The 20,188-nt window shown below is 39.4% G+C and carries 16 protein-coding genes and 1 pseudogene; 10 read left to right on the plus strand and 7 right to left on the minus strand.

Features of this window, described 5'->3' with window-relative positions; all coding sequences use genetic code 11:
- Nucleotides 1-3: 3 nt before the first annotated feature.
- From V7K79_RS05435 to V7K79_RS05455, 5 genes are read left to right on the plus strand one after another with little or no spacing between them, the layout of a single operon-like run.
- On the plus strand, nt 4-318 hold the full coding sequence (locus tag V7K79_RS05435; RefSeq protein WP_335045454.1) for a hypothetical protein: 315 nt from the start codon (nt 4-6) through the stop codon (nt 316-318).
- Nucleotides 290-3,418 carry a protein DpdH gene (gene dpdH / locus V7K79_RS05440; RefSeq protein WP_335045451.1) on the plus strand — a complete coding sequence of 1,043 codons (3,129 nt, stop codon included), beginning with the start codon at nt 290-292 and terminating at the stop codon, nt 3,416-3,418. The genes V7K79_RS05435 and dpdH overlap by 29 nt, the downstream gene beginning before the upstream one ends.
- Nucleotides 3,409-4,113, plus strand: coding sequence for a hypothetical protein (locus tag V7K79_RS05445; RefSeq protein ID WP_335045419.1), 705 nt, complete (start codon nt 3,409-3,411; stop codon nt 4,111-4,113). Before dpdH ends, V7K79_RS05445 begins: the two co-directional genes overlap by 10 nt.
- Nucleotides 4,114-4,131: 18 nt before the next feature.
- On the plus strand, nt 4,132-8,676 hold the full coding sequence (gene dpdJ / locus V7K79_RS05450) for a protein DpdJ (RefSeq protein WP_335045420.1): 4,545 nt from the start codon (nt 4,132-4,134) through the stop codon (nt 8,674-8,676).
- Between the two features lie 39 nt (nt 8,677-8,715).
- Nucleotides 8,716-8,880 carry a hypothetical protein gene (locus V7K79_RS05455; protein WP_335045422.1) on the plus strand — a complete coding sequence of 55 codons (165 nt, stop codon included), beginning with the start codon at nt 8,716-8,718 and terminating at the stop codon, nt 8,878-8,880.
- A 113-nt stretch (nt 8,881-8,993) separates the two neighbouring features.
- On the opposite strand, the gene V7K79_RS05460 is transcribed toward V7K79_RS05455, so the two are convergent.
- From V7K79_RS05460 to V7K79_RS05470, 3 genes are read right to left on the minus strand one after another with little or no spacing between them, the layout of a single operon-like run.
- On the minus strand, nt 8,994-9,851 hold the full coding sequence (locus tag V7K79_RS05460) for a hypothetical protein (RefSeq protein ID WP_335045424.1): 858 nt from the start codon (nt 9,849-9,851) through the stop codon (nt 8,994-8,996).
- A gap of 3 nt (nt 9,852-9,854) precedes the next feature.
- Nucleotides 9,855-11,219, minus strand: coding sequence for a DUF3696 domain-containing protein (locus tag V7K79_RS05465; protein ID WP_335045426.1), 1,365 nt, complete (start codon nt 11,217-11,219; stop codon nt 9,855-9,857).
- A complete protein-coding gene (locus V7K79_RS05470) occupies nt 11,219-12,334 on the minus strand; it encodes a DUF262 domain-containing protein (protein WP_335045427.1) in 1,116 nt (371 codons plus the stop codon). The genes V7K79_RS05465 and V7K79_RS05470 overlap by 1 nt, the downstream gene beginning before the upstream one ends.
- Before the next feature lie 370 nt (nt 12,335-12,704).
- Between V7K79_RS05470 and V7K79_RS05475 the strand changes: the two genes are divergently transcribed.
- The 5 genes and pseudogenes from V7K79_RS05475 to V7K79_RS29930 form a co-directional block, all read left to right on the plus strand.
- Nucleotides 12,705-12,974: a hypothetical protein gene (locus V7K79_RS05475; RefSeq protein ID WP_094330698.1), complete on the plus strand. Its 270-nt coding sequence runs from the start codon at nt 12,705-12,707 to the stop codon at nt 12,972-12,974.
- Entirely contained in the window at nt 12,944-13,198 is a 255-nt protein-coding gene (locus tag V7K79_RS05480) for an HNH endonuclease (protein WP_335045430.1), read from the plus strand. The genes V7K79_RS05475 and V7K79_RS05480 overlap by 31 nt, the downstream gene beginning before the upstream one ends.
- A 198-nt stretch (nt 13,199-13,396) precedes the next feature.
- Nucleotides 13,397-13,912 (plus strand): phospholipase D-like domain-containing protein DpdK, encoded by a 516-nt coding sequence (gene dpdK / locus V7K79_RS05485; RefSeq protein WP_335045432.1) that lies wholly within the window; start codon nt 13,397-13,399, stop codon nt 13,910-13,912.
- Between the two features lie 100 nt (nt 13,913-14,012).
- The gene (gene dpdD, locus V7K79_RS05490; protein ID WP_335045434.1) at nt 14,013-16,280 is read left to right on the plus strand and encodes a protein DpdD; all 2,268 of its coding nucleotides are present in this window, start codon (nt 14,013-14,015) and stop codon (nt 16,278-16,280) included.
- Nucleotides 16,281-16,466: 186 nt separating this feature from the next.
- Nucleotides 16,467-16,781: pseudogene (locus tag V7K79_RS29930) on the plus strand (IS1634 family transposase); the annotation flags it as partial.
- Nucleotides 16,782-16,991: 210 nt separating this feature from the next.
- On the opposite strand, the gene V7K79_RS05495 reads toward V7K79_RS29930, so the two are convergent.
- The 4 genes from V7K79_RS05495 to V7K79_RS05510 form a co-directional block, all read right to left on the minus strand.
- The gene (locus tag V7K79_RS05495) at nt 16,992-17,972 is read right to left on the minus strand and encodes a 2-dehydropantoate 2-reductase (protein ID WP_335045436.1); all 981 of its coding nucleotides are present in this window, start codon (nt 17,970-17,972) and stop codon (nt 16,992-16,994) included.
- A 127-nt stretch (nt 17,973-18,099) separates the two neighbouring features.
- Nucleotides 18,100-18,471: a GNAT family N-acetyltransferase gene (locus V7K79_RS05500; protein WP_335045438.1), complete on the minus strand. Its 372-nt coding sequence runs from the start codon at nt 18,469-18,471 to the stop codon at nt 18,100-18,102.
- The gene (locus V7K79_RS05505; RefSeq protein WP_335045439.1) at nt 18,472-18,696 is read right to left on the minus strand and encodes a hypothetical protein; all 225 of its coding nucleotides are present in this window, start codon (nt 18,694-18,696) and stop codon (nt 18,472-18,474) included.
- Between the two features lie 106 nt (nt 18,697-18,802).
- A complete protein-coding gene (locus V7K79_RS05510; RefSeq protein WP_335045441.1) occupies nt 18,803-19,672 on the minus strand; it encodes an inositol monophosphatase family protein in 870 nt (289 codons plus the stop codon).
- Nucleotides 19,673-20,188: the final 516 nt, after the last annotated feature.

Consider the following 20,188-nt stretch of genomic DNA (forward strand, 5'->3'; position numbering starts at 1 on the left):
GGTATGAATAATATTGTAATTTCTCCAGAATATAATCAATTTTTGAAAGAAACTAGTAGAATACATAACTCATTTATTTTTATATTTGATAATTACGAACCTGTGCTAATGCCACGAATACCCACTCTGATTTTTCATCCTCCAGGAACACCTCTACCTGCAAAATATTTATCTAATTACAGTATATCAAGTACAATGCGCATCATTTTACTTCCTATAAATACACCAGACCCAGATAGAGAAGACCGACTATTAATTAATATTTTTTCAGGCAGATATTTTAAATTTGATGTATTTTGTACAGAGGTTAGTATATGAGCGTTTTGAAAAGTTTGTCTGTTGGAAGCTGGATATGATCCGTCAGGTGATGAATGTGGAAGCAACCCAAACTGCAAATCATTTGTTTCTAGCTACACATCATCCTATTACAATGTACCGTCAGGACTCTATTAAGGCGTTATCACAAAAGGAATATGATGAAGCACAGTTTCTCAAAGATTTTTTATGTGAAAAAGATTTTGTCTTTGTACCTGTTTTGGGTGAGACGGGTATAGGAAAATCTCACCTGATTCGTTGGTTGCAAGCTAATATAAAATCAACAGATAAACGGAAAGTGCTGCTAATTCCCAGAATTGGGACAAATTTAAAAGATATAATTGAAAAGATTTTAAATATTGCAGAATTTGAAGTAGATAAATTAGATGAGTATCGCAAACGTTTAAATCAATCAAGTCGTACTTTTACAGATAAGGGTGCAAGAGAACAATTATTAAACAATTTAGCGTTTCAAGTTGGCATTAACGGACAACATACACGCGCTAAACTTGCTGATGAGGAAACTCAGGAATATTTAATCGAAAATTTACCTGCTTTGCTATATGATAATTTTTTTCGAGAGCATTTATTAAGAGATGGAGAGATTATTCATCGTTTAGTAATTCATACATTGGGATATCAATATACTATTGAAGATATTAATGAACGCCGTGAGTTTTCTATCGAAGATTTGCCTCTTAATATTTTGAATATTCAAAAAGCTGGAGAAAAGGCACGAGAATTTTATAGTTTATTAATAAATGATGAGGATATACAAAAGCAAACTGTGACTTGGTTGAATGATCACTTAGATGAAGCTATCACCCAAGTTTTGAATTTTGGTCGAGAAGACTTGCAGCAATTAATGCGCGAAGTACGAGAAACATTAGCAGAAAAAAATATTGAATTAGTACTTTTAATTGAAGATTTTGCTAAATTGCAAGGTATTGATAGAGAAGTATTGGAAGCAGTTTTAGCAAGACCTCAGCAAGCTGGAAATAAGCCATTATGTGCTATGCGTACAGCCTTAGCTTGTACTACAGGTTATTTTAAAAATTTGATTGATACAGTGCAACAGCGCGTTACTTTCAGCGTCAATCTTAATATTGATACAGTTGGGAAGCAATCTTTAATTACTCAGGATGATATTCAAGTATTTGTTGCTAGATATCTGAATGCTGTTCGCTTAAAGGAACAAGACATTGAAAACTGGGCTAATTCTCAAAATAGAGATGAAATAGAAAGTGCTTGTAGCGAATGCGAACATTCCCACGCTTGTCATACAGGTTTTGGCCATGTTGAAGGAATGGGTCTTTATCCTTTCAATTCTAAAGCTTTAGAACAGATGTTTGGTAGGGTAAATCCAGATGAATTTAACCCCAGAATTTTAATTAGAGATGTATTAAAATACACCTTGGAAAATTCTATTGATGATATTGAAAATGGGCGTTTCCCTTCAGTTACTTTAGGAAAACACTTTGGTAACATGAGATTGAGTGCTGAAGTTAGGTTAAATATTCAAGCTAAAGACGCGCAAAATATCAAGCGTCGTGAGGTATTTTTAGACTTGTGGGATGATAGTAATGAACTTTGTAATTTGTCGCCAGAAGTTCATACTGCTTTTAATTTACCTCTGCTTGATGTTAAGACTAAACCGAGACAAATTCAGCAGGTTACACCCCAACCTCGTCAAGTAACACCAAGCGTTGTAGATCCTTCAGGGGAATATAAGATTGATACTTTAGTTCAAGAGATTCCAGAAACGCTGACAAAAAAGCTGGAGATCCTCGACAGTTGGAACAATCAAGAAATTTTACCAGATGCGATCGCCAAAGATATCCGCGAGTTGCTTTTCCCCGCTATCATCGAAAAAATTGAATGGGATACTGAAATGCTGCTGAAAAGTAGTTTCGTCGGTACTGGTGGTAAGTTGGTTCAGCAGCGAAATCTCATTTTCTATAACCCTAAAGTCAAGAGAGGGAGCTATTCTGGGGTTATTTTATCACTTCCCCTTAACCCAGACGATGACAAGGAATTTACAGAAACTGCATACGTATTTCAAGGTATTTTAAAATACAATTACTATAAGAACTGGAAATTTACCAATGGCGATCGCTATTTTCGCATGTATGCAAAGTATCTAGAACGTTGGAGTCAGTACGTCATCGAAAAAATTCGCCTTTATCCCCGCGAATCTGGTGAACCTTGGAACCCCGTACCTGCTGCGGTGGAATTACTAGCGATTAGTGCCACGATGGCAGGGTATCCTACTAATACGCTCGAAAATCTGATTAATTCTTTGTTTATCGACTTAGATAAAAATGATGATACAAATCGTGCATCTAGTTGGAAAAAGCTGTTTGATACTTTTAGTCTCAAGAGAAACCGAGAAGCATTATTAGATATTGTTAAAAGTCGAATTGCTTGTACAAAAGGCAGTAATTCAAATTTTCAAATTATTGATGCAATTCAAATTATTGAACCTCTAGAAAAAGTGCGTAAATCTTGGCAACCTCAAGAGCAAATTCCTGAAGATGTCCGCGATAAGTTTCCAGAGTTGCAAAAGGTACGTCAACAAGTCGATGAACTCCTAGAGAAAGCTATCCAAGAAGAGTACGAACGTCAGTTTAATATTTATCAATCTCTAGTATCTGAGTTGGGAGAGGAGATTAATAAAGAGAAAGTTCTTAAGACTCTCGAAACTGCAATGATTTCAGCACAAGGTGAGGGTGTGTTTCGTGGTAGGAAAGACTTTGTTGGAATGAAAGATATACTAAATAAATTTAGACGTACCGCAATTACCAAGTATCAAGATACAATGAAGCGCGTACAAACTGAGAAAGACAACCCAGAAAGTAAAGTTGGTAAATTACTTCAAGACTTGAGTGAAGATTATCAAAAAATTATTACTGATTCTTCAGAATTCTTCGATAATACTAATAATTTTCTCGATGCTTCGATTCTTGAAGCAAAAAGTCGTATTGCAGAATTAGAAAAATCTGATGCTGCAACAGTAGAATCTAGTTACCAAGAAATTTGTGAGGGGTTAGCTAACTTACGGAATCTCATGAATGAAATTAAAGGGGATACAAAATGCTCTTAGAAAAATCACAGGAACTAATTGAGTTATCTCAACGTAGAAAATCTCTGCAAAACTTTGCAGCTAATCTTCAAATTATTCAAGATAGAAAAAATAAAATTAATGATACAATTGCTGCTATTCAGCCGCTAGCGGAAGGATTACAAGCTTTTCGACAAAGAGGTATGATAGATATCGAGTTGGCTAATAAAACAGATAAAATAGTGAATTTAATTATCAAGATAGAGGAAAAATTAAGTAATAATAATGAATGGATTTTTGATATTGAAAACATTGAAATTAATAATTTAAAGTCCGATGCTGAAAGACTAAAAAATACGCTAGAACAGCAATTGAGTAAATGTTGGCAAAGGTATCGCGATCAAAAAATGCCTAGCACTAACAATGAAATACTCAATTTACTGGCTAAAGTAGAAGCTTTTAAACAAACAGTTTTACAAATTCAGGATATAGAGAAAGATTTAAAAAACATTCGTTATCCTAAAAATAATGCTGAATTTGCAATATGTGAACTTAAAATAGAACAATTAAAACATTCTTGGAAGAGTCTCAAGTCTGATGAATTTCCAGAAGCTGTATCGCATTTCCTCCAAGCAGTATCTGAGGAAGGAGCGGATTTAAGTCTTTTAACTCCAGAAGTTCAAGATTGGATTAATCAAAATGGCATTTCTGATTCTTTTAAAATTCGCTTGACTTAAAGTAAAGGCAGAGCAAGGGTGACTACCAATTGGGATAAAATAATTAGAGAATTTTTAGATAAGTTGGAACGCCAGGAAGTCCAACTTTTGACGTGGGGAATTATTGATGGTGGATTTTCTGAAGATGAAATTAAAGAACTTGCGGACGATTTTCTAAATAATTGCGAGATTGATGAGGATGTTTGGGATTTTATAGAGCAAATCGTTGATCGCAAATTGTTATTTGAATTCAACCTCAGAGGCGATCGCCTTTTTCGCACCAGGATGGCGGAAGGGGTGAGATTATTTGCCCGTCTCCGCCAACTGTTCCCGAATAATAGTTGGCAAACATCTCCTACCTTAGTTGCTGATTATCGCCTACAAATCCGTCCGAGAATTTATCCCAAAAGATATATTACGCCAGAAACAGTAATTAAACAGCTAGAGGCAGATAAACTATTAACTCCAATACGAAAAAAAGCTGTTGCAGCTATACTAAATTCGCCATTGCGTGGTGAGGTTCAACTTGCAGATTTTCAGCTACGCGCTACAAGCCGGATGCTGCGGGATTTAAATAGCACGAAAAGTCGCGGGATGATTGTCTGTGCTGGGACAGGAACGGGGAAGACTTTATCTTTTTACTTACCAGCACTGGCGCATATTGCAGGGTTGTTGAAAAAGAATGAGTATTGGAGTAAAGGACTAGCAATTTATCCCCGTAACGAACTTCTCAAAGACCAATTTTCTGAAACCTATCAAGAAGCACGTCGTCTTGATGCTGTCCTCAAGGCAGAAGGTAAGCGTAAAATTCTTATTGGTGCATTTTTTGGCTTAACTCCCAAAAGCGCAACTCTGGATCGGGTACAGGATAAATGGGAAGCTGAAAGTGGTGGGTTTACTTGTCCTTACCTGCGGTGTCCCAGATGTGAGGGTGCGCTATCTTGGCGACGGGCTGATTTAGAAGCAGGTAAAGAACAACTTTCTTGTCTCAATCCATCTTGCGGTGCTGTTATCCAAGAAGATGAAGTAATTTTAACACGCGATCGCATGACGAAAACTCCCCCAGACTTGGTTTTTACCAGCACAGAAATGCTCAATCGGTCTATGGGAGACTCCCGTTACGGTCATATATTCGGCATTGCAACTGCGAAAAAGCCTCAGATAGTTTTGCTCGATGAGGTGCATACTTATACAGGTATCCACGGCGCACAGGTTGCTTACCTGTTACGACGTTGGCAGAAAATAATTGCCACAAAAGTCCAATTTACGGGTCTTTCGGCAACATTAGAAAGTGCAGCAGAGTTTTTTAGCCAACTTATAGGCTTAAATCCTGGTTCTATCGAGGAAGTTTCCCCCAGCGAAAATCAAGTTGCGGAAGGCACGGAATATCAATTAGTTCTCAGAGGCGACCCCGTATCTGGAACGAGTTTACTGTCTACAACGATACTAACTTCGATGCTGCTACGGCGCATCCTTGATCCATCTGAAGACCCTCCCAGCCAAGGGTTCTATGGTTCCCGTGTTTTTGCTTTTACTGACGATTTAGATGTTACCAACCGCTTATTTCATAACCTTTTGGATGCCGAAGGATGCGACAGTTGGGGTCGTCCTCTGCGGGGAAGACAGCCATTTGCAGCATTGCGATCGCATAGTGCATCTGAGGGGAGCGAACGCTTGGTTGCTGGGCAATCTTGGCTTTTATGTGAAGAAATTGGTCATGGGTTGGAATTGCCTTTAAGTATTGGCCGCACTAGTTCCCAAGATACTGGAGTTACCCCAAATAGTGATGTAATTGTTGCTACTGCATCCCTGGAAGTGGGATTCAACGACCCAGAGGTTGGAGGTGTAATTCAGCACAAATCACCGCGAGATATGGCTTCATTTCTCCAAAGAAAAGGACGTGCTGGACGACGGCGAATTATGCGACCTTGGACAGTGGTGGTGCTTTCTGACTACGGACGCGATCGCATTGTCTATCAAGGCTATGATATGTTATTTAACCCAGTTTTAGAAAAGCGATCGCTCCCCATCCAAAACCGCTATGTTATTCGCACATCTGCGGTTTTCGCTTTTATGGATTGGGTAGGACACCAGTTAGCAGCAATCAAAGGAAGTGTTTGGTATGATTTTGCCAGCCCATCTGAATACGCAAAAAAACGCCAGCAATTAGAAATAGAACTAATTGAAAAGATTCTCGAAACAGAAACAAGACAACTCGAATTGGCAGCATATCTGCAATCAGCCTTGAATTTGAGCAAAGATGAGGTCGAAGCTATTCTCTGGGAAGCCCCAAGGTCATTGATGATGGTGGTACTTCCCACTTTGCTGCGGCGTTTAAAGTCTAATTGGTATCGCTTTTCAGTACATCTAAATGAATCAAACCAAGATTATCAAACCAACGACCCCTTACCCGATTTCGTTCCCCCCAGTTTATTTAGCGACTTGCTCTTACCAGAAGTAAAGATTACGACACCTCCCAAATTGCGTAATAGCCAGCCAGATATTAACCTCATGCCCATTATTCAAGCACTGAAAACCTTTACACCAGGCAGGGCTAGTCGTCGTTTTGGGGTACAACACATCCATGCAACTCACTGGATTGCTCCCCCGAATTGGCAAGAAAGAGAACAAAATTTACCAATAGAAGACTACTGTACTGAATTTGAAGAAGCGGGAATTTTTCAACTTTGGCAAAATGGAGAAATTGTAGATATTCGCTGCATTCGTCCTTGGGCAATCAATCTTACACAAGTTCCTGCCAGCATTTCCGTTCGTTCTAATGCCCAATTAAAATGGTGCAGTCAAATAATTCCTCCCGACTCCGGTATTAAACTCGAATTACCCCAAGGTTCCTCGTGGTGCAAAATTATTAGAGAAGTTTGCTCCTTTACCCACATCCAACAATCGCCCCTTGAAGTGCGGCGGTTTGCGATCGCCTCCCATGCTAACATCCGTTTTCAAAAAGGTGACGAACTCGATACGACAATTCGCTTCACCCAAAGACACGATGGTAGTCCAGCAGCTGTAGGATTTGCCCAATCTGTTGATGGTCTAGTATTTCGCTTTTGTATTCCGCCTAATTTCAGCATCAGTCCCAGCGATTCTAATCCAGAGAAGATTTGGGCGTTTCGCACGGCATATTTCCGATATCGGTTCTTGATAGATGCCAGATTGTGTGAATTAACAAATGTCTTTCAACGAGAGTGGCTTTATCAAATATATATATCGATGCTTACCGCCCGCGCCTTGGCAGACCAAATCTCACTACCTGAAGCTTTTGAGGTGCTTTTGGGTGAAAATATGGGTCAAGAAATGGCAAGGGTTCTGGACAATATCTTTCAAACCTTGAATGTCGAAGAAACCCTACTGGAAGAAGGGGAATCTGCACCGGAACAAATTCAGGGACGGCAGAGGGTACATGATAGGTTGCTGGCACTTGCCAACGCAGATATCATCCAAACTATATTAAATGATCTTGCACCGATTCTCTGGTCAGAACCTGAAGAGGCGTGGCATTCTTGGGCAGCTTTACGTTTTAAAGCGACCTTGGGAGGGGCGCTGCTGGATGCTTGCGGGCAATTGTGCCCCCACTTTGATTTGGGCGACCTGATTTTAGATATCGATCCTGGCCCGCGTCCACTAGATGCACCTGCTATTTCAGAGGGAGTAGAAGAAATCTGGATAACTGAATCTACCATTGGTGGCGGCGGGGTGATTGAGGAAATCTTGCGGCGCTATGCTGCTGATCCGGCGAATTTTTTCCAATTGGCGGGGAGTGCGTTGTCACCTGCGGATTTTGAGATTGTGGACTCGGAACTGACGCGGTTATTGGAGTTAACCCAAACCAGTGTTGAGGTTGTCGATGCAATGGCTGATGTGCAGTTAGCCGAAGGACATAGTGAATTAAAACAAGCAAGCGATCGCCTCCGCAAAGTCCTGTCCTCTGAGGGAATTTTGGTAACGCATCCGGTGATGACTGCAATTAACGCACGAGTTTTGCGTCCTGGAAGTACCCCGGAAACCGATAAACTACTGCTGGATTTGATTCGTTTGTGGCATCAGGAAGAAGCGCGTTTAGGTATTGAAATTGATGCGCGGGTGTTTGCCTATGTCGCCAGCAACGATGACCAGTTGGATCAAGCGTTGTTGCATCTTGGTTTAGTGCAGCCTAATCCTTATTGGCGGTTTCAAGTGATTTATGGGCTGTTGTGGGCGAGGGGAAATATTATTCGTTCTCGCGCCTTATCTTCCTATAATCCCTTTGTTGTGATTCCTGAAGCAGATAGAGAAATTTTACTGGATGTTTTGCAAGTGGGCGATGCTTTCAACGGGCTATGCCTACGTACAGTTTGGCTGAATGAACCCAACTGGCGAGAACAGGTGGAGGAAGCGTTTAAGCAAGGTGCATCGGTTTCGCTGATAGCGCCTCCTGATGCGAGAGGAGATTTAAAGTCAGCGATTTTGAGTTTAGCAGTCGAACCGATGGAACTTGGGTTTTTGCAGGTTTATCCATTGGTGGAGGGGGTGCAGAGGTATCCGCGAGGGTTTGGGGTGAGGCTACGGGTGCGAGAAACGGTGCAGTGATAATCTGCTTGAAGATAAAGTCTGACCATCCAACACAATATGGATATTAACCAACAAAAAGAACAATTTAGTATTAGCTATATTAGAGCGATCGCCGCCGTTGCAGGTTATTCTTTGTATAGACCAGAAGTTGATAACGACAGCGTAAATTTAGGCATAGTCTGTAGAGGTGGTACAGGTAAAATCCTTTCCCCTAGACTATAACTACAACTAAAATGTACATCTATAGGTATTCTGGATGAGAACTATATTAAATCTCCCTACGACCGAATCATAGCATTCTGCTGAAAAACTACGGGTTTCAAAATGGACGGGGTTTAGGACAAATTCATAGTTTTGTTTTTATCTTTTTTACTAGTATCAATATTTCCTTGCAAGTCAGCTTCCCCAACATGATATCCTCTTTTATCAAAAACTTCTAAGTGAGCAGCTTCACCATAATGTAAATTATCTACATACCAATACATTACTGTAAGCAATTCACAATAAATACATCTGCCATCATACTTTCGCGAAGTTTTTTGAAATCTTGTGGTGTCTCGGAAAATCGTTTGTTCATCTCTTGGAGGTTCAGTAACATCTAAAGAATATTCTAGTGAGCTTAGATTTAATTTATTTTCTAACCAATATTCCAGTGCTGGTTTACTATCAACACCATCTATACATATCTCATTGTCTTCAATATTATTTTTAATGACTGTAATTAAACAACAGTTAACAATATCTGGGTGAGTGATTTGAAAACTAGAATTAATAAAATTAACTAACAGATATTCTTTATTACTGTTTTGACCTTTTCGTTCAGCTACTTCTGCCAAAGAAGTATTACAAACATTTTTATAATCATTGTCAATAGTTAAGCAATCAAATAAATCTTTTGAAGAATGCAACTGCTCTGTACGCCATTGCTTGGGATTTGACTTATTGAAGACGATATTAATAAAAGCAGTTTTCAAGGATTTATCTTTCAGTTGGTTAAGACTAGCATTGAAACTAGATCCTTTGATGGCTTCATAGTTAGCATATATATTGCTATCTTCTTTATAAAGTTCTTTATCTTTAATTTTTTGATTGATTAATTCAAAAATCAAATTAAATATTTTTATAGCATCCCGGAATTCTGCCTCTGTCATAAACTGTCCTTCTAGGGATACTTCGTTAATAAATATTTCCATTACTTACATTCCAAAAAGCCGAGAGAAATCTTTATCCATTTGGTCAAAAAATCCTTCTGGCCATTCTTCAATTCCTCCGTTTGGCTGGACGGGGATTTGCACTACTGGCTGCTCTGGATTTTGCTGAAAATATAATATCCTTAAATCGTCTGGAGTGACAATTGTATCAAGAACAGCTATCCGCAGAGCATTCAAGATGTGGTCGCTGTGTGATTCAATAAAAACTTGTACACCACAACTGCTAACTCTAGCTAAAAATTGAGCTAATCGGGATTGCGCTCTTGGATGCAAATGTGCTTCTGGATTTTCTACGATTAATATTTCACCTGGTTGAGCAATCAATCCTGAAACAACAATTGGCAAAATACAATGGTATCCAAACCCAACATTAGCTGGTTTAAAACGCTCTTTTGAATTACTCGTATTAAATAAAAGCTCGAGTATATTACTGTCAGAACTAGGAATTTCGACCTTTGCTCCATTAAAAATTTCGTTAAGCCATTCTTCTGTTTGAGTATATAAAGTCTTGGCATCTTGACCTAGACATAACTTTTCATTGATTAAATCATCTCTCTTTTTATAGAGTAAGTTAACTGTAAATTCTCCTTTTGCTCCTACATTTGGAAATTTGTTCAAAGTAGCTTTAGGATAAAATTCTTGCGGGCCTAAACGGTCTGCTGAAATGTAATGTATCTTGTAAAAATATAGAGATTTATGCAACGAATACACATCCAATCTGAGGCTGTATTTTTCTGGGGTTTTAAAATCATATCCCTCGCCATAGAAAGGTAATAAATTAAGAAGACGACAAGATCCTGTTCGTTCCGGTACTAGCCCTGGTAATTCACCTTGGTTTCCTTCATCAAAATCAAATCTATTTAGATTCAAAATATCTGAATCTTTAATCTTTTTGTATACTCCTTCAAATCCATAATCAGATTTTTTTCTATTAAAATTTATGATCCCTTGATCGGAAAAGGTAATATTGCTTATCTGAGCTACCATATCATCTTCAAAATTTTCCTCAAAATCATATTCTGCATAGCCGTGAAGTTTGAGATTATCTTCTTGATTAGGATTCAGAATATGTTTATCTTCATAATGGTAGATAAATTTGATTGATTCATTTCTGGAAATACTAGTGTTTTTAATATCTGTAAAGCTACTTAAGTTTACACAACTACCATTTAATACAACTTGAGACGCACTATCATTATGCTCAATAGATTGCCTCATTAATAGCAAAGACTGAAGAAGCGTAGACTTACCACATCCATTTATTCCTGTTAACAGAGTTATTTGACCTAATAGGAAAGATGTTCTTTCTTTAAAAACTTTAAAATTTTCTAATTCTATTTGTGTAAGCATTATACATTTCCTAAAACTTCTTGTGCTAGTTTAAATCTAGTGATTACTTTAGCTTTACTACTTGTAGCATATCTTATAGCATCAATATATTCTGGATTTTGTAGTAACTTATCAAAGTTATGCTGAATATTAATTTTATGGTCTTGTAAAAAATCATCACTGTTGATTGAGAAAAAATAAGAAACCGATTCAAAAATAGCAATATTTATTCTTCCTCTCCTTTCTGCTGCTGGCAAACGGAAGTTTCTTTTACCAAAAAAGTCATAACTTAAATTCATAACTCTGATAAAATCTTTTTTTAAAATTTCTATTTCATCATCTTTCATAAGATTAATTTTTTTCATTGCATTGTCCAAGAAATCGCTTAATCTTCCCTGATATTCTCTTTCATAATCAAAAATTTTAAATGCTAAGTAGCGCAAAATGGCTTCTCTATCTTTCATTCTTTTAGGAGATATTCCATAATCAATAGCTCTTTTAAAATAATCTTTTTCTGATAAGTCTTTTAGGAGTTGAGTAGATTTTCCTGAAAAAATACCGTTTCGGACTTCTTGACGCTCAAGATATGTCCCACTCGTATTAATTCTATTAAAAATATCGTAAACAACTTTGGCTGGTACAGAAGGTTTAATAATGTATATATAAAGTTGTTTATCTTCTATTCTCGTTTGATAGTCACCTGGTAATTCTTTGAGGGTTGAAAAATTATAATCATTCAAATCTGTTAAAGCTTCTAAGCCTGTTAAGTTAAATTCATCATTAACAAATTCGTGTAATGTGGTTATTCTTTGTAAACCGTCTACAATAATATACTTACCTTTTACAGTTTGATTAACACACAAAGGAGGTAATGGAAAGTTAAGTATTAGTGATTCAATAAATTTGCTTTTTTTCTCTTGTGTCCAAACTAAATTACGTTGAAAATCAGGATCAATAATCAGTTTGTTGTTATCATATCTTCTCATTAAATCGAAAACTGTTTGAATATCTACTCTAATGTCAATATCTGCTTGAGTAGGGTCATATGGATACAACCCTCCATTATCACTTCTATCTTCTTCAGCAGTATCTTCATCTTTTTCAATTACATCGCTATCTTGTTCTTCAATATCCATTTATTTTGACTCCTTTTGTTAGTTTATATACTCGATATTCTAGTGACTTTAAGTGGATCTTGAAGCACCTGATAATTTGATTATCACATCTTCTAGCAACTCAGAATGTCCTCTTGCTATATCCACTACAGCCTAAGCTAAACTTTTGCCAAATCTCCAACTTACTCTAAACAATCTTCGTCACCTAACTCACCAACCGCAGCCAGTGCATCTAGCTAGTTTTACCTGGATATCTAGTATGCTCGTTATCGATAACATCGGCAAAAGTTCATATACGTAGAATTATCTGAAAATTACTCGCTCGCACCTAGAACGCTATAATCATTGATTAATTGAGGCACAATAGAACCAAAGGCACTGTGAATACACGATGACTACTCAATTGATGGTTCAACCCTCATCCTTAATGTCTTCTGGTATCAGGATGAGCGAATTCGGTGATATTTATCTTTTTAAATTTACCGATGAGCTACAGTCTCGCTTTGAAGAACTGTTGCAGAAGAAAAAAGCTGATACGCTCACTCCTGAAGAAGAAGCTGAATATGTAGGCATTTCCGAACTTGAGCGAATATTTACCTTGATTAACGCTCAACTAGCAGCCAAAAGTAAATGGTGTCCGAACAAACTCGAAGACTTGTAAGAAAACGAGCTGAATATCTCTGCGAATACTGTCACTCTCCAGAATACTTGAGTCCAGACCGTTTTACCATTGACCATATCATGCCGCAGTCTTTGGGTGGCTCTGATGAATTGGATAATTTGGCATTAGCTTGTCATCGCTGTAATGAGCGTCACTATAATTTTACAGTAAGTACTGATCCCAACACTCAAAAACAAGTCCCTCTATTTCATCCCCGTCAGTAACAATGGTCTGAGCATTTTATCTGGACAAAAGATGGAATAAAAATTATAGGTACAACTCCTACAGGAAGAGCTACTAGCGATCGTTTTGACTTCAATGATCAACGTCGGGATGAGCCTTCGATTCAAGTTGCTCGTCGTTTTTGGGTAGAAGCGGGTTGGCATCCGCCTCAGTTAGATTCACGTCAAGAATAAGAAGAAATGTCATCCCGCTATATTCACTCCCGCCTAAGTTCCCGCCAAATCCCTGACTTACTCCAAACAATCTTCGTCGCCGAACTTATCACCCCCAGCCAATGCGTGTGGCTTGTTTCTCCGTGGATATCTGACATCCCCGTTATCGATAACACCGCCAACACCTTCCTATGCTTAGAACCCTCATGGAGTCGTTCCCGCATTCGCCTCTCCCAAGTCCTCGCCACCCTAGCCGAACGGGGAACGACTGTACACATTGCTACCCGTCCCGACTCTCACAATCACAGATTTATTGAACAAATCAAAGGCAAAACTGACTATCAGGACGTTCCCGTGCGATTCCACATTACCGAAGAACTCCACGCAAAAGGTATCCTGGGAGATGGGTATTATCTTGCAGGTTCGATGAACTTCACCTACAACGGTATTACAATCAATGAGGAAGTTGTAACTTATGAAACATCCTCAGAAGCGATCGCCGAACAACAGTTGATTTTTACTAACCGATGGGGAGGGGCGTAATACTATTTTGGATTTTGGATTATTTAATTTTTATCCTGTAACGATTTAAGTACTTTTTATTACACACCATAATATATTAACCATGTGATATTCAAAAGCAATGACTAATGCCAGCAATGCAGATATCCGCCACTTCCTAGAGCAGTTTTTTGGCACTGACAACAAATTTGACCTTGGCAAGATTGAACGTGGCGAAGGAAAACAAGCCAAAATCCGTCCTTGGGTCGAGTTGTTGACCAAAGGCGAACCTCAGCCAACAATTCTTCCCTGCTGGCGTTACGAGAGTGTAGATTGGTACGCCATCGCCCTTTCGGAACGCCAATTACGCCGTTTGAGTGAAGAATTAATGGCGTTTGTTGGCCCCACATATTCGACATTTCGTGGACAAAGAGCGCAACTAAACCCCCAAGACCCTATAGAATTAGCAGTTTACGAATTTACTGGAGGCGCTGCGGTCAAACTGTGCGGACAAGCGACAGATGTTTGGGAAGCACTAGAGCAGATGCGCCGAGTGAGTGAGAGACGGGTGAAACGGGTCGCAGATATTCCCCGTCCCACAGGTCGCGTACTGCGGGACTTTTATATGGCATTGCAAGCAGGCGATCGCATTGCTGCGGAAAACTCACTACAATACCTTGTAGACCAGCATCGTCTGGATGCGCTGAATCTGCTGTTTCTGCGGGTGCAACTCTTAGCAGAACTAGAGCAATGGAACGAGTTGCTTACCCTCCCGGAACTAGGCAATCTTTTGCAGGTTCGCCGCCCCTTCGCCGTTACCCAAGCTCTGCTGAAGGCAGTATACCGCACTGAACTACAACATTTTGAGGACAATAACGCCCCAAGCAGTGCTGTAACCTATTTCCAAGAAGTAGTTTTCCCGCGTTACAACAATCTTTTTGCTGTCCGTGCAGGCAGTAAAATCCCGGAAGTATTGAAATTATTTATGCTGCTGGCGGTGGGTGGAGAACCAACGAAACCTGCACTTCGAGACGAACTGTTAGCAATTGCGGAAGTTGAAGAAACTCACCGCAGCTATTTGCAAAGGTTAGCTGCACTGCTAAAAGATGCTACCCCGAACAGCGAAGGCGACCCCCTGCAACAAGCCGAACAGCTATCCAAAAATGGAGACTTTGATCAAGCTTTTTCATTGCTTTGTAATGCTCCGTCGTCGAAAGAGAAAGTTCGCTTGCTCCTTCAATGCGCCTACGAGTTACAAACTTTGGCAGTGGAAAAAGCTGTATTGCAAGCCTTTGACGAGTTGACTGCTGACGAGCAAACAGCCTTACTAAAGGTACGTTGGAACCAAGATTTTCTTACCCAACTGCGGGGAAGCCAGGAAGGTACAACAAAAGACACCCCAACAGCTTTATCTGTCCCAACGAATTGGTTGGAGTGGTTATGGCAACTGGATAAAAAGCCAACCTGGGAACGAGCGTTATACACTGCACACCAGGGTTCTGCCGAGTGGGATGTGACTAGCTTGCTGATGCAACCACAGGCGGTAGCAGAATTTGACGAATTGTTAAGTAAAGTAGGCTCAACAGCTGAGTCTATCCTGCACGATGCGCTTCCTTACTTGCTGGGATTTTTTCAGAAAGATGAGCAATTTCCCCGTGGCGAGTTCGAGAGCCTTTATTACTCATTGCTAGAACTACTAGTCCTGAGTACAGAGGGTGGGGATGTTGATTTGGTTTTGTTCAATGATTTAGCGATCGCTATTTTAACTTTGGGAGTTAATACAGCAAAATATACTGAGATTGTAGACTATGCTTTGGAGCTTTGGGACAGGTTCGCCTCACCCAAAAAAGTTGATTGGATGCTTGATTTAATTGATGTACTAATATCATATCCCTGCCCAGTCCTAGAAAAGCGCGAACAACTTCTATTTGCTACGGCTGAAACTCTACGCCGTTTTACAGAACGTATTGATGAAGTGCAAAGGGGAATCTTTCGCGCTTTGGTAAAAGATTTACACTTAGGAGAATCGTTTCCAGATTTGCTTGACGAACCAGCGAGTTTAGTCGAGCAAAATCTGGAAGTTGAGGTGAATATTTTCCAAAAACTCAAGAGTAAATCTGTTCTTATTTACACTCTCACAGAAACCGTAGCAATCAGAGTAAAAAGTATTTTAGAAGCAGCTTGTAAAGAAGTGACAGTTTATCTCAGTCATGACAAGGGAGGTAATGATAGGCTGCGTCAGTGGGTGAGAAATTCTGACATTGTTGTGATGGTGACGGCTAGTGCTAAACACGCAGCCACAGGTTTTATTGAAGCGAATCGTCCATCGCATCTTGCGCCGATTCTTTTGGTTAACAGTAAAGGTAGTGCAAGTATCCTGCGTGTGATACGAGAGTATTTAGCTGGGTGAAGAATCAAGAGGTAAGAATAGGTTGTCTTCAATAACTGCGCGGACTTAGGGAGATACTTGACACCTTCACGATACATTGCTCATCGAAATAATACCGACATACTCACGCAAAACCCGATGGCAAGCATCAACATTTGTCTTTGTGTTGGAAATGATTGGTTTTCCACTTGCACCAACTTGGGTTACTCCTCAGCACTTCTTGAGTTGAAAAAGTTATCACAAGATAAATTTTCTTGTGAAGCTGATGCTATCAAAGCATTATCAAAACTATCAAAATAATTTAAATATCACCAAATTCAGGAGAGTAAAGTTACGGAATTTATATCTAATAAAAAAGATAATCAAGCCGGAATATATTACCGACTTTCAGCTACAGTATGCAAAAATGAAAGTAAAATCAATACATAAATTCTGAGTGCAGGGCGTTTCATTATTGCCACAAATGTTTTAGATTCAAGGCAGCTACGTGACGATTTAATGCTGAGAGCAGGTAAAACCCAGGGCAAACGCATCTAAATTACTCTTGATCGCAACAAAGGTTAAGAAGCAACGAAAAAATCAGGATTTCGCGTTTGATTATTTTTTAAGCCCCAAAGCGATCGCCTTACTCAAACACTACTAAGAGCTGTATATCATTACGAACAAGAAAAATTCTAATATCCATTTCTGTAGGTAATATATCTGCCTAATTCCATGAAAACTTCGGGACTGTCAAATTCTGACTTTGGTCGCTTCCAGCAACTTGACGCTGGCATAAATAGCATCAATATAAGGTGTAGGAATTTGAGTAAGTTTTCCCAATTCTGCCACCGCGCCAACAATAGCATCTATCTCTGTAGCGCGTCCGGCTTCAATATCTTGTAGCATTGAGGTTTTATGGGCACCAACATTTTCTGCCCCATTAATTCGTTGTTTTAAAGTAATGCCAAACTTTATACCCAAATTTTCGGCGATCGCTTGAGTTTCACTCATCATTTGCCGCGCTAGTTCGCGGGTGAGAGGATAGCGGCAAATATCTTCTAGAGTAGCACCAGTTAAAGCACTGATCGGATTAAATGCCACATTCCCCCACAATTTGATCCAAATTTCCGTGCGAATTTGATTGCGGATTGGTGCTTTAAATCCTGCTTGTTTTAAAGTCTGTGCCAATAATTGGATGCGTTCTGTTTTAGTACCGTCGATTTCACCAAGAGTAAAGCGATCGCCTTCAATATGTTTAATTACACCTGGTTCAATTATCTCAGTTGCCGGGTAAACCACACAACCAATAGCACGTTCAGCACCGATACTAGCTTCAATAATCCCATCTGGATCGACAGATTGAATCCGCGTACCTTCATACTCACCGCCATGCTGACGAAAGTACCACCAAGGAACGCCATTTTGGGCTGTCACCACCATTGTGTAAGCATCGTAAAGTGCTGGGAGAAAAGGTGCGATCGCAGGCACACTGTGAGCCTTCACAGTTAAAATTACTACATCCTGTTTTCCTGCTGACTGAATATCGCTAGTTGCCAGAAATGGAGTAGCAATTTGGCTAGAACCATCTGCCAGAAGCAACTTCAGCCCATTTTTTTGAATTGCCTCCAGATGAGAACCACGAGCAATCAGTGTCACTGCTTCACCTGCTAGTGCCAGTTTTGCCCCTAAATATCCACCAATTGCACCCGCGCCAACAATACAGATTTTCATTTTGTCAAAAGAATATGAGTCGTGGAAGACAGTATCTAGTACAACACTGCCTAAATAAACATACTATTCAAAATGACGCGAAAGCCCGGAATACAATACTTTTGACTTTTGACTTTTGACTTTTGACTTACGCACAGCGGTACTGTACTTCGTGGTTGAATTCATCTTGGTTAGACTCAATATTTTGAATAAATGTCGCTCTGACAAATCCCAAATTATGTAGTAAGGTAATAGAACGGTGATTTTCTACATCAACGTCAGCACGAAAATCAAGATTTTGGTATGTCTTAACTAAATAATTAATCATACACTTTACGGCTTCGAGCGCATAACCTTTTCCCCAGAAATTAGGGAAAAACACATATCCAAGCATTGCACTATTATATATAGTAATTGTTGCTTGAACATATCCAACGTAGCATTTCTCTACAAGAGACCAGACAGCCCAATTTAACCAAATTTCCGTTCCATCTGGTGATTGACGACGTGCCAAAACCATTTAGCGATCGCGAAGTGATTGAACGCTTTGTGGCGGCACATCTTCAATAAACTTGTATATACTCGCACTTTGTAATCCATCAAAAAGCAGTTCAGCATGATCTGGTTCTAGTGGTTCTAAACAGAGTCGTTGAGAGTACATTTTCATTGGCGATCTAGACCGAGTACCTTGGACTAACTCATCTTCAACATCAACCTGTAGATGCAACAGTAAGCTGTTCCACATTTAACTTGCATATATTGGGCGGGCGAGACGCCCACCCCACAAGAAATGTACAATTTCAGATTATGTAAACTAGATGTGGTTTAGCTTACCCAATATTGATTAACCCTTAAACAGCTAGGCTTTGCATCGCTGACAGCAGGTGTTGATGAACAGATTTTGAGGCAGCTATGAGCAATCCAGGCAGGCTATAGTTTTTACAAGTATGCAATGGTGGTAAAGTCGAACCGTCCAGAGTAGTTACAATCCAGCCAGCCTCTTTTGCAATAAAAGCGAGTGCAGCACTATCAATAAATTTGCCCGATTTGATCACTGCTCCACTCAAGTCGCCACTGAGAATACCATTGAGATTGGGAATTTGAATATCACTAGAGTAATCATTTGCTATATCGATTACTTTATATTGATTTTTTAGTAAATGTGCGATGGAATTCATTCCCCATCCCAACAAAATAGCAGGTTTAGGAGATGTTATATGTAACGGGGCACAGCCTTCTAAGTTCATTTCCAACGTCCCTTTAAAAGCACCTTCACCTCGGAGGGCATAAAAATAAATGTTTTGAGCAGGGGAAATGGCAATTACTGCTTCAAAGTCATCCGCATTTAGAATACTGAGAATAATTTGGTAATTAGAATGTCCATCCATGTAAAACTTAGTGCCATCAATCGGGTCGAGTGTGACTAAGTAATCACCTTCTGAACCAAGTTCGGTAGCTCGAAAATATTTGGTATTATTAGAACTTTCATATTCTTCTCCATAAAAGCGAGTATCTGGGAAAGTCGCTAGTAATACCACTTCTATCAGATTTTGAATAGCTACATCTGCATCAGTAAGTGCAGCACTAAAAAAGTTGTTTCCTTGTTTTTTGGCGGGAAGTGCAGCAATTTTTGGTTGTAGAAAATGGGCATAGGCTGCTGCCACTTTGAGATGGGGGAGTAAAGTCTCTAAAATTAATCGAGTAGTTGGGGTTGTGGACATTACAGCAAACTCCTTTTAGAAATAATCTCCCGTTGGCAGGGCGATAGAATTCTATATCTAGACAAAATTACGGTATCATTTGGATGCAATAATACCACCGTTGCTATATTACTTTAATCTGTATATCTCAAAGAGCCTATAGATAAATCGCAAGTTTTCTCATAAATTTAAGGGTTTAAGACCTAAGTCAACACTTAATACAGCATTTCATTAATTCATAGCGAATTAATGAAAGGCAATACCCCACAACGCCAATGTGTCAGCTTGCATTGTGAATGCGTTGGCTTGCATTAAAAGCGCCACGCTTTTACACAAAACTATAGCTGTTCTCGCTTGCGTCAAATACAAGCGTTCGTAGGTGCACAGCAATGCTGTGCCCCTACCGTTTATTGGGGTGTACTGTATTCAAACAAGAAGTGGTATATATCCCTCTTCTGTCACTTTCCGGTTATTCTAAATAAAAGGATTAGAAGAAAAAACTCTGCAAGGGAGGTAGGGCAATGGATGTAGAATTAC

The organism is Nostoc sp. (genome assembly GCF_036917575.1).
Lineage (GTDB): Bacteria > Cyanobacteriota > Cyanobacteriia > Cyanobacteriales > Nostocaceae > Nostoc.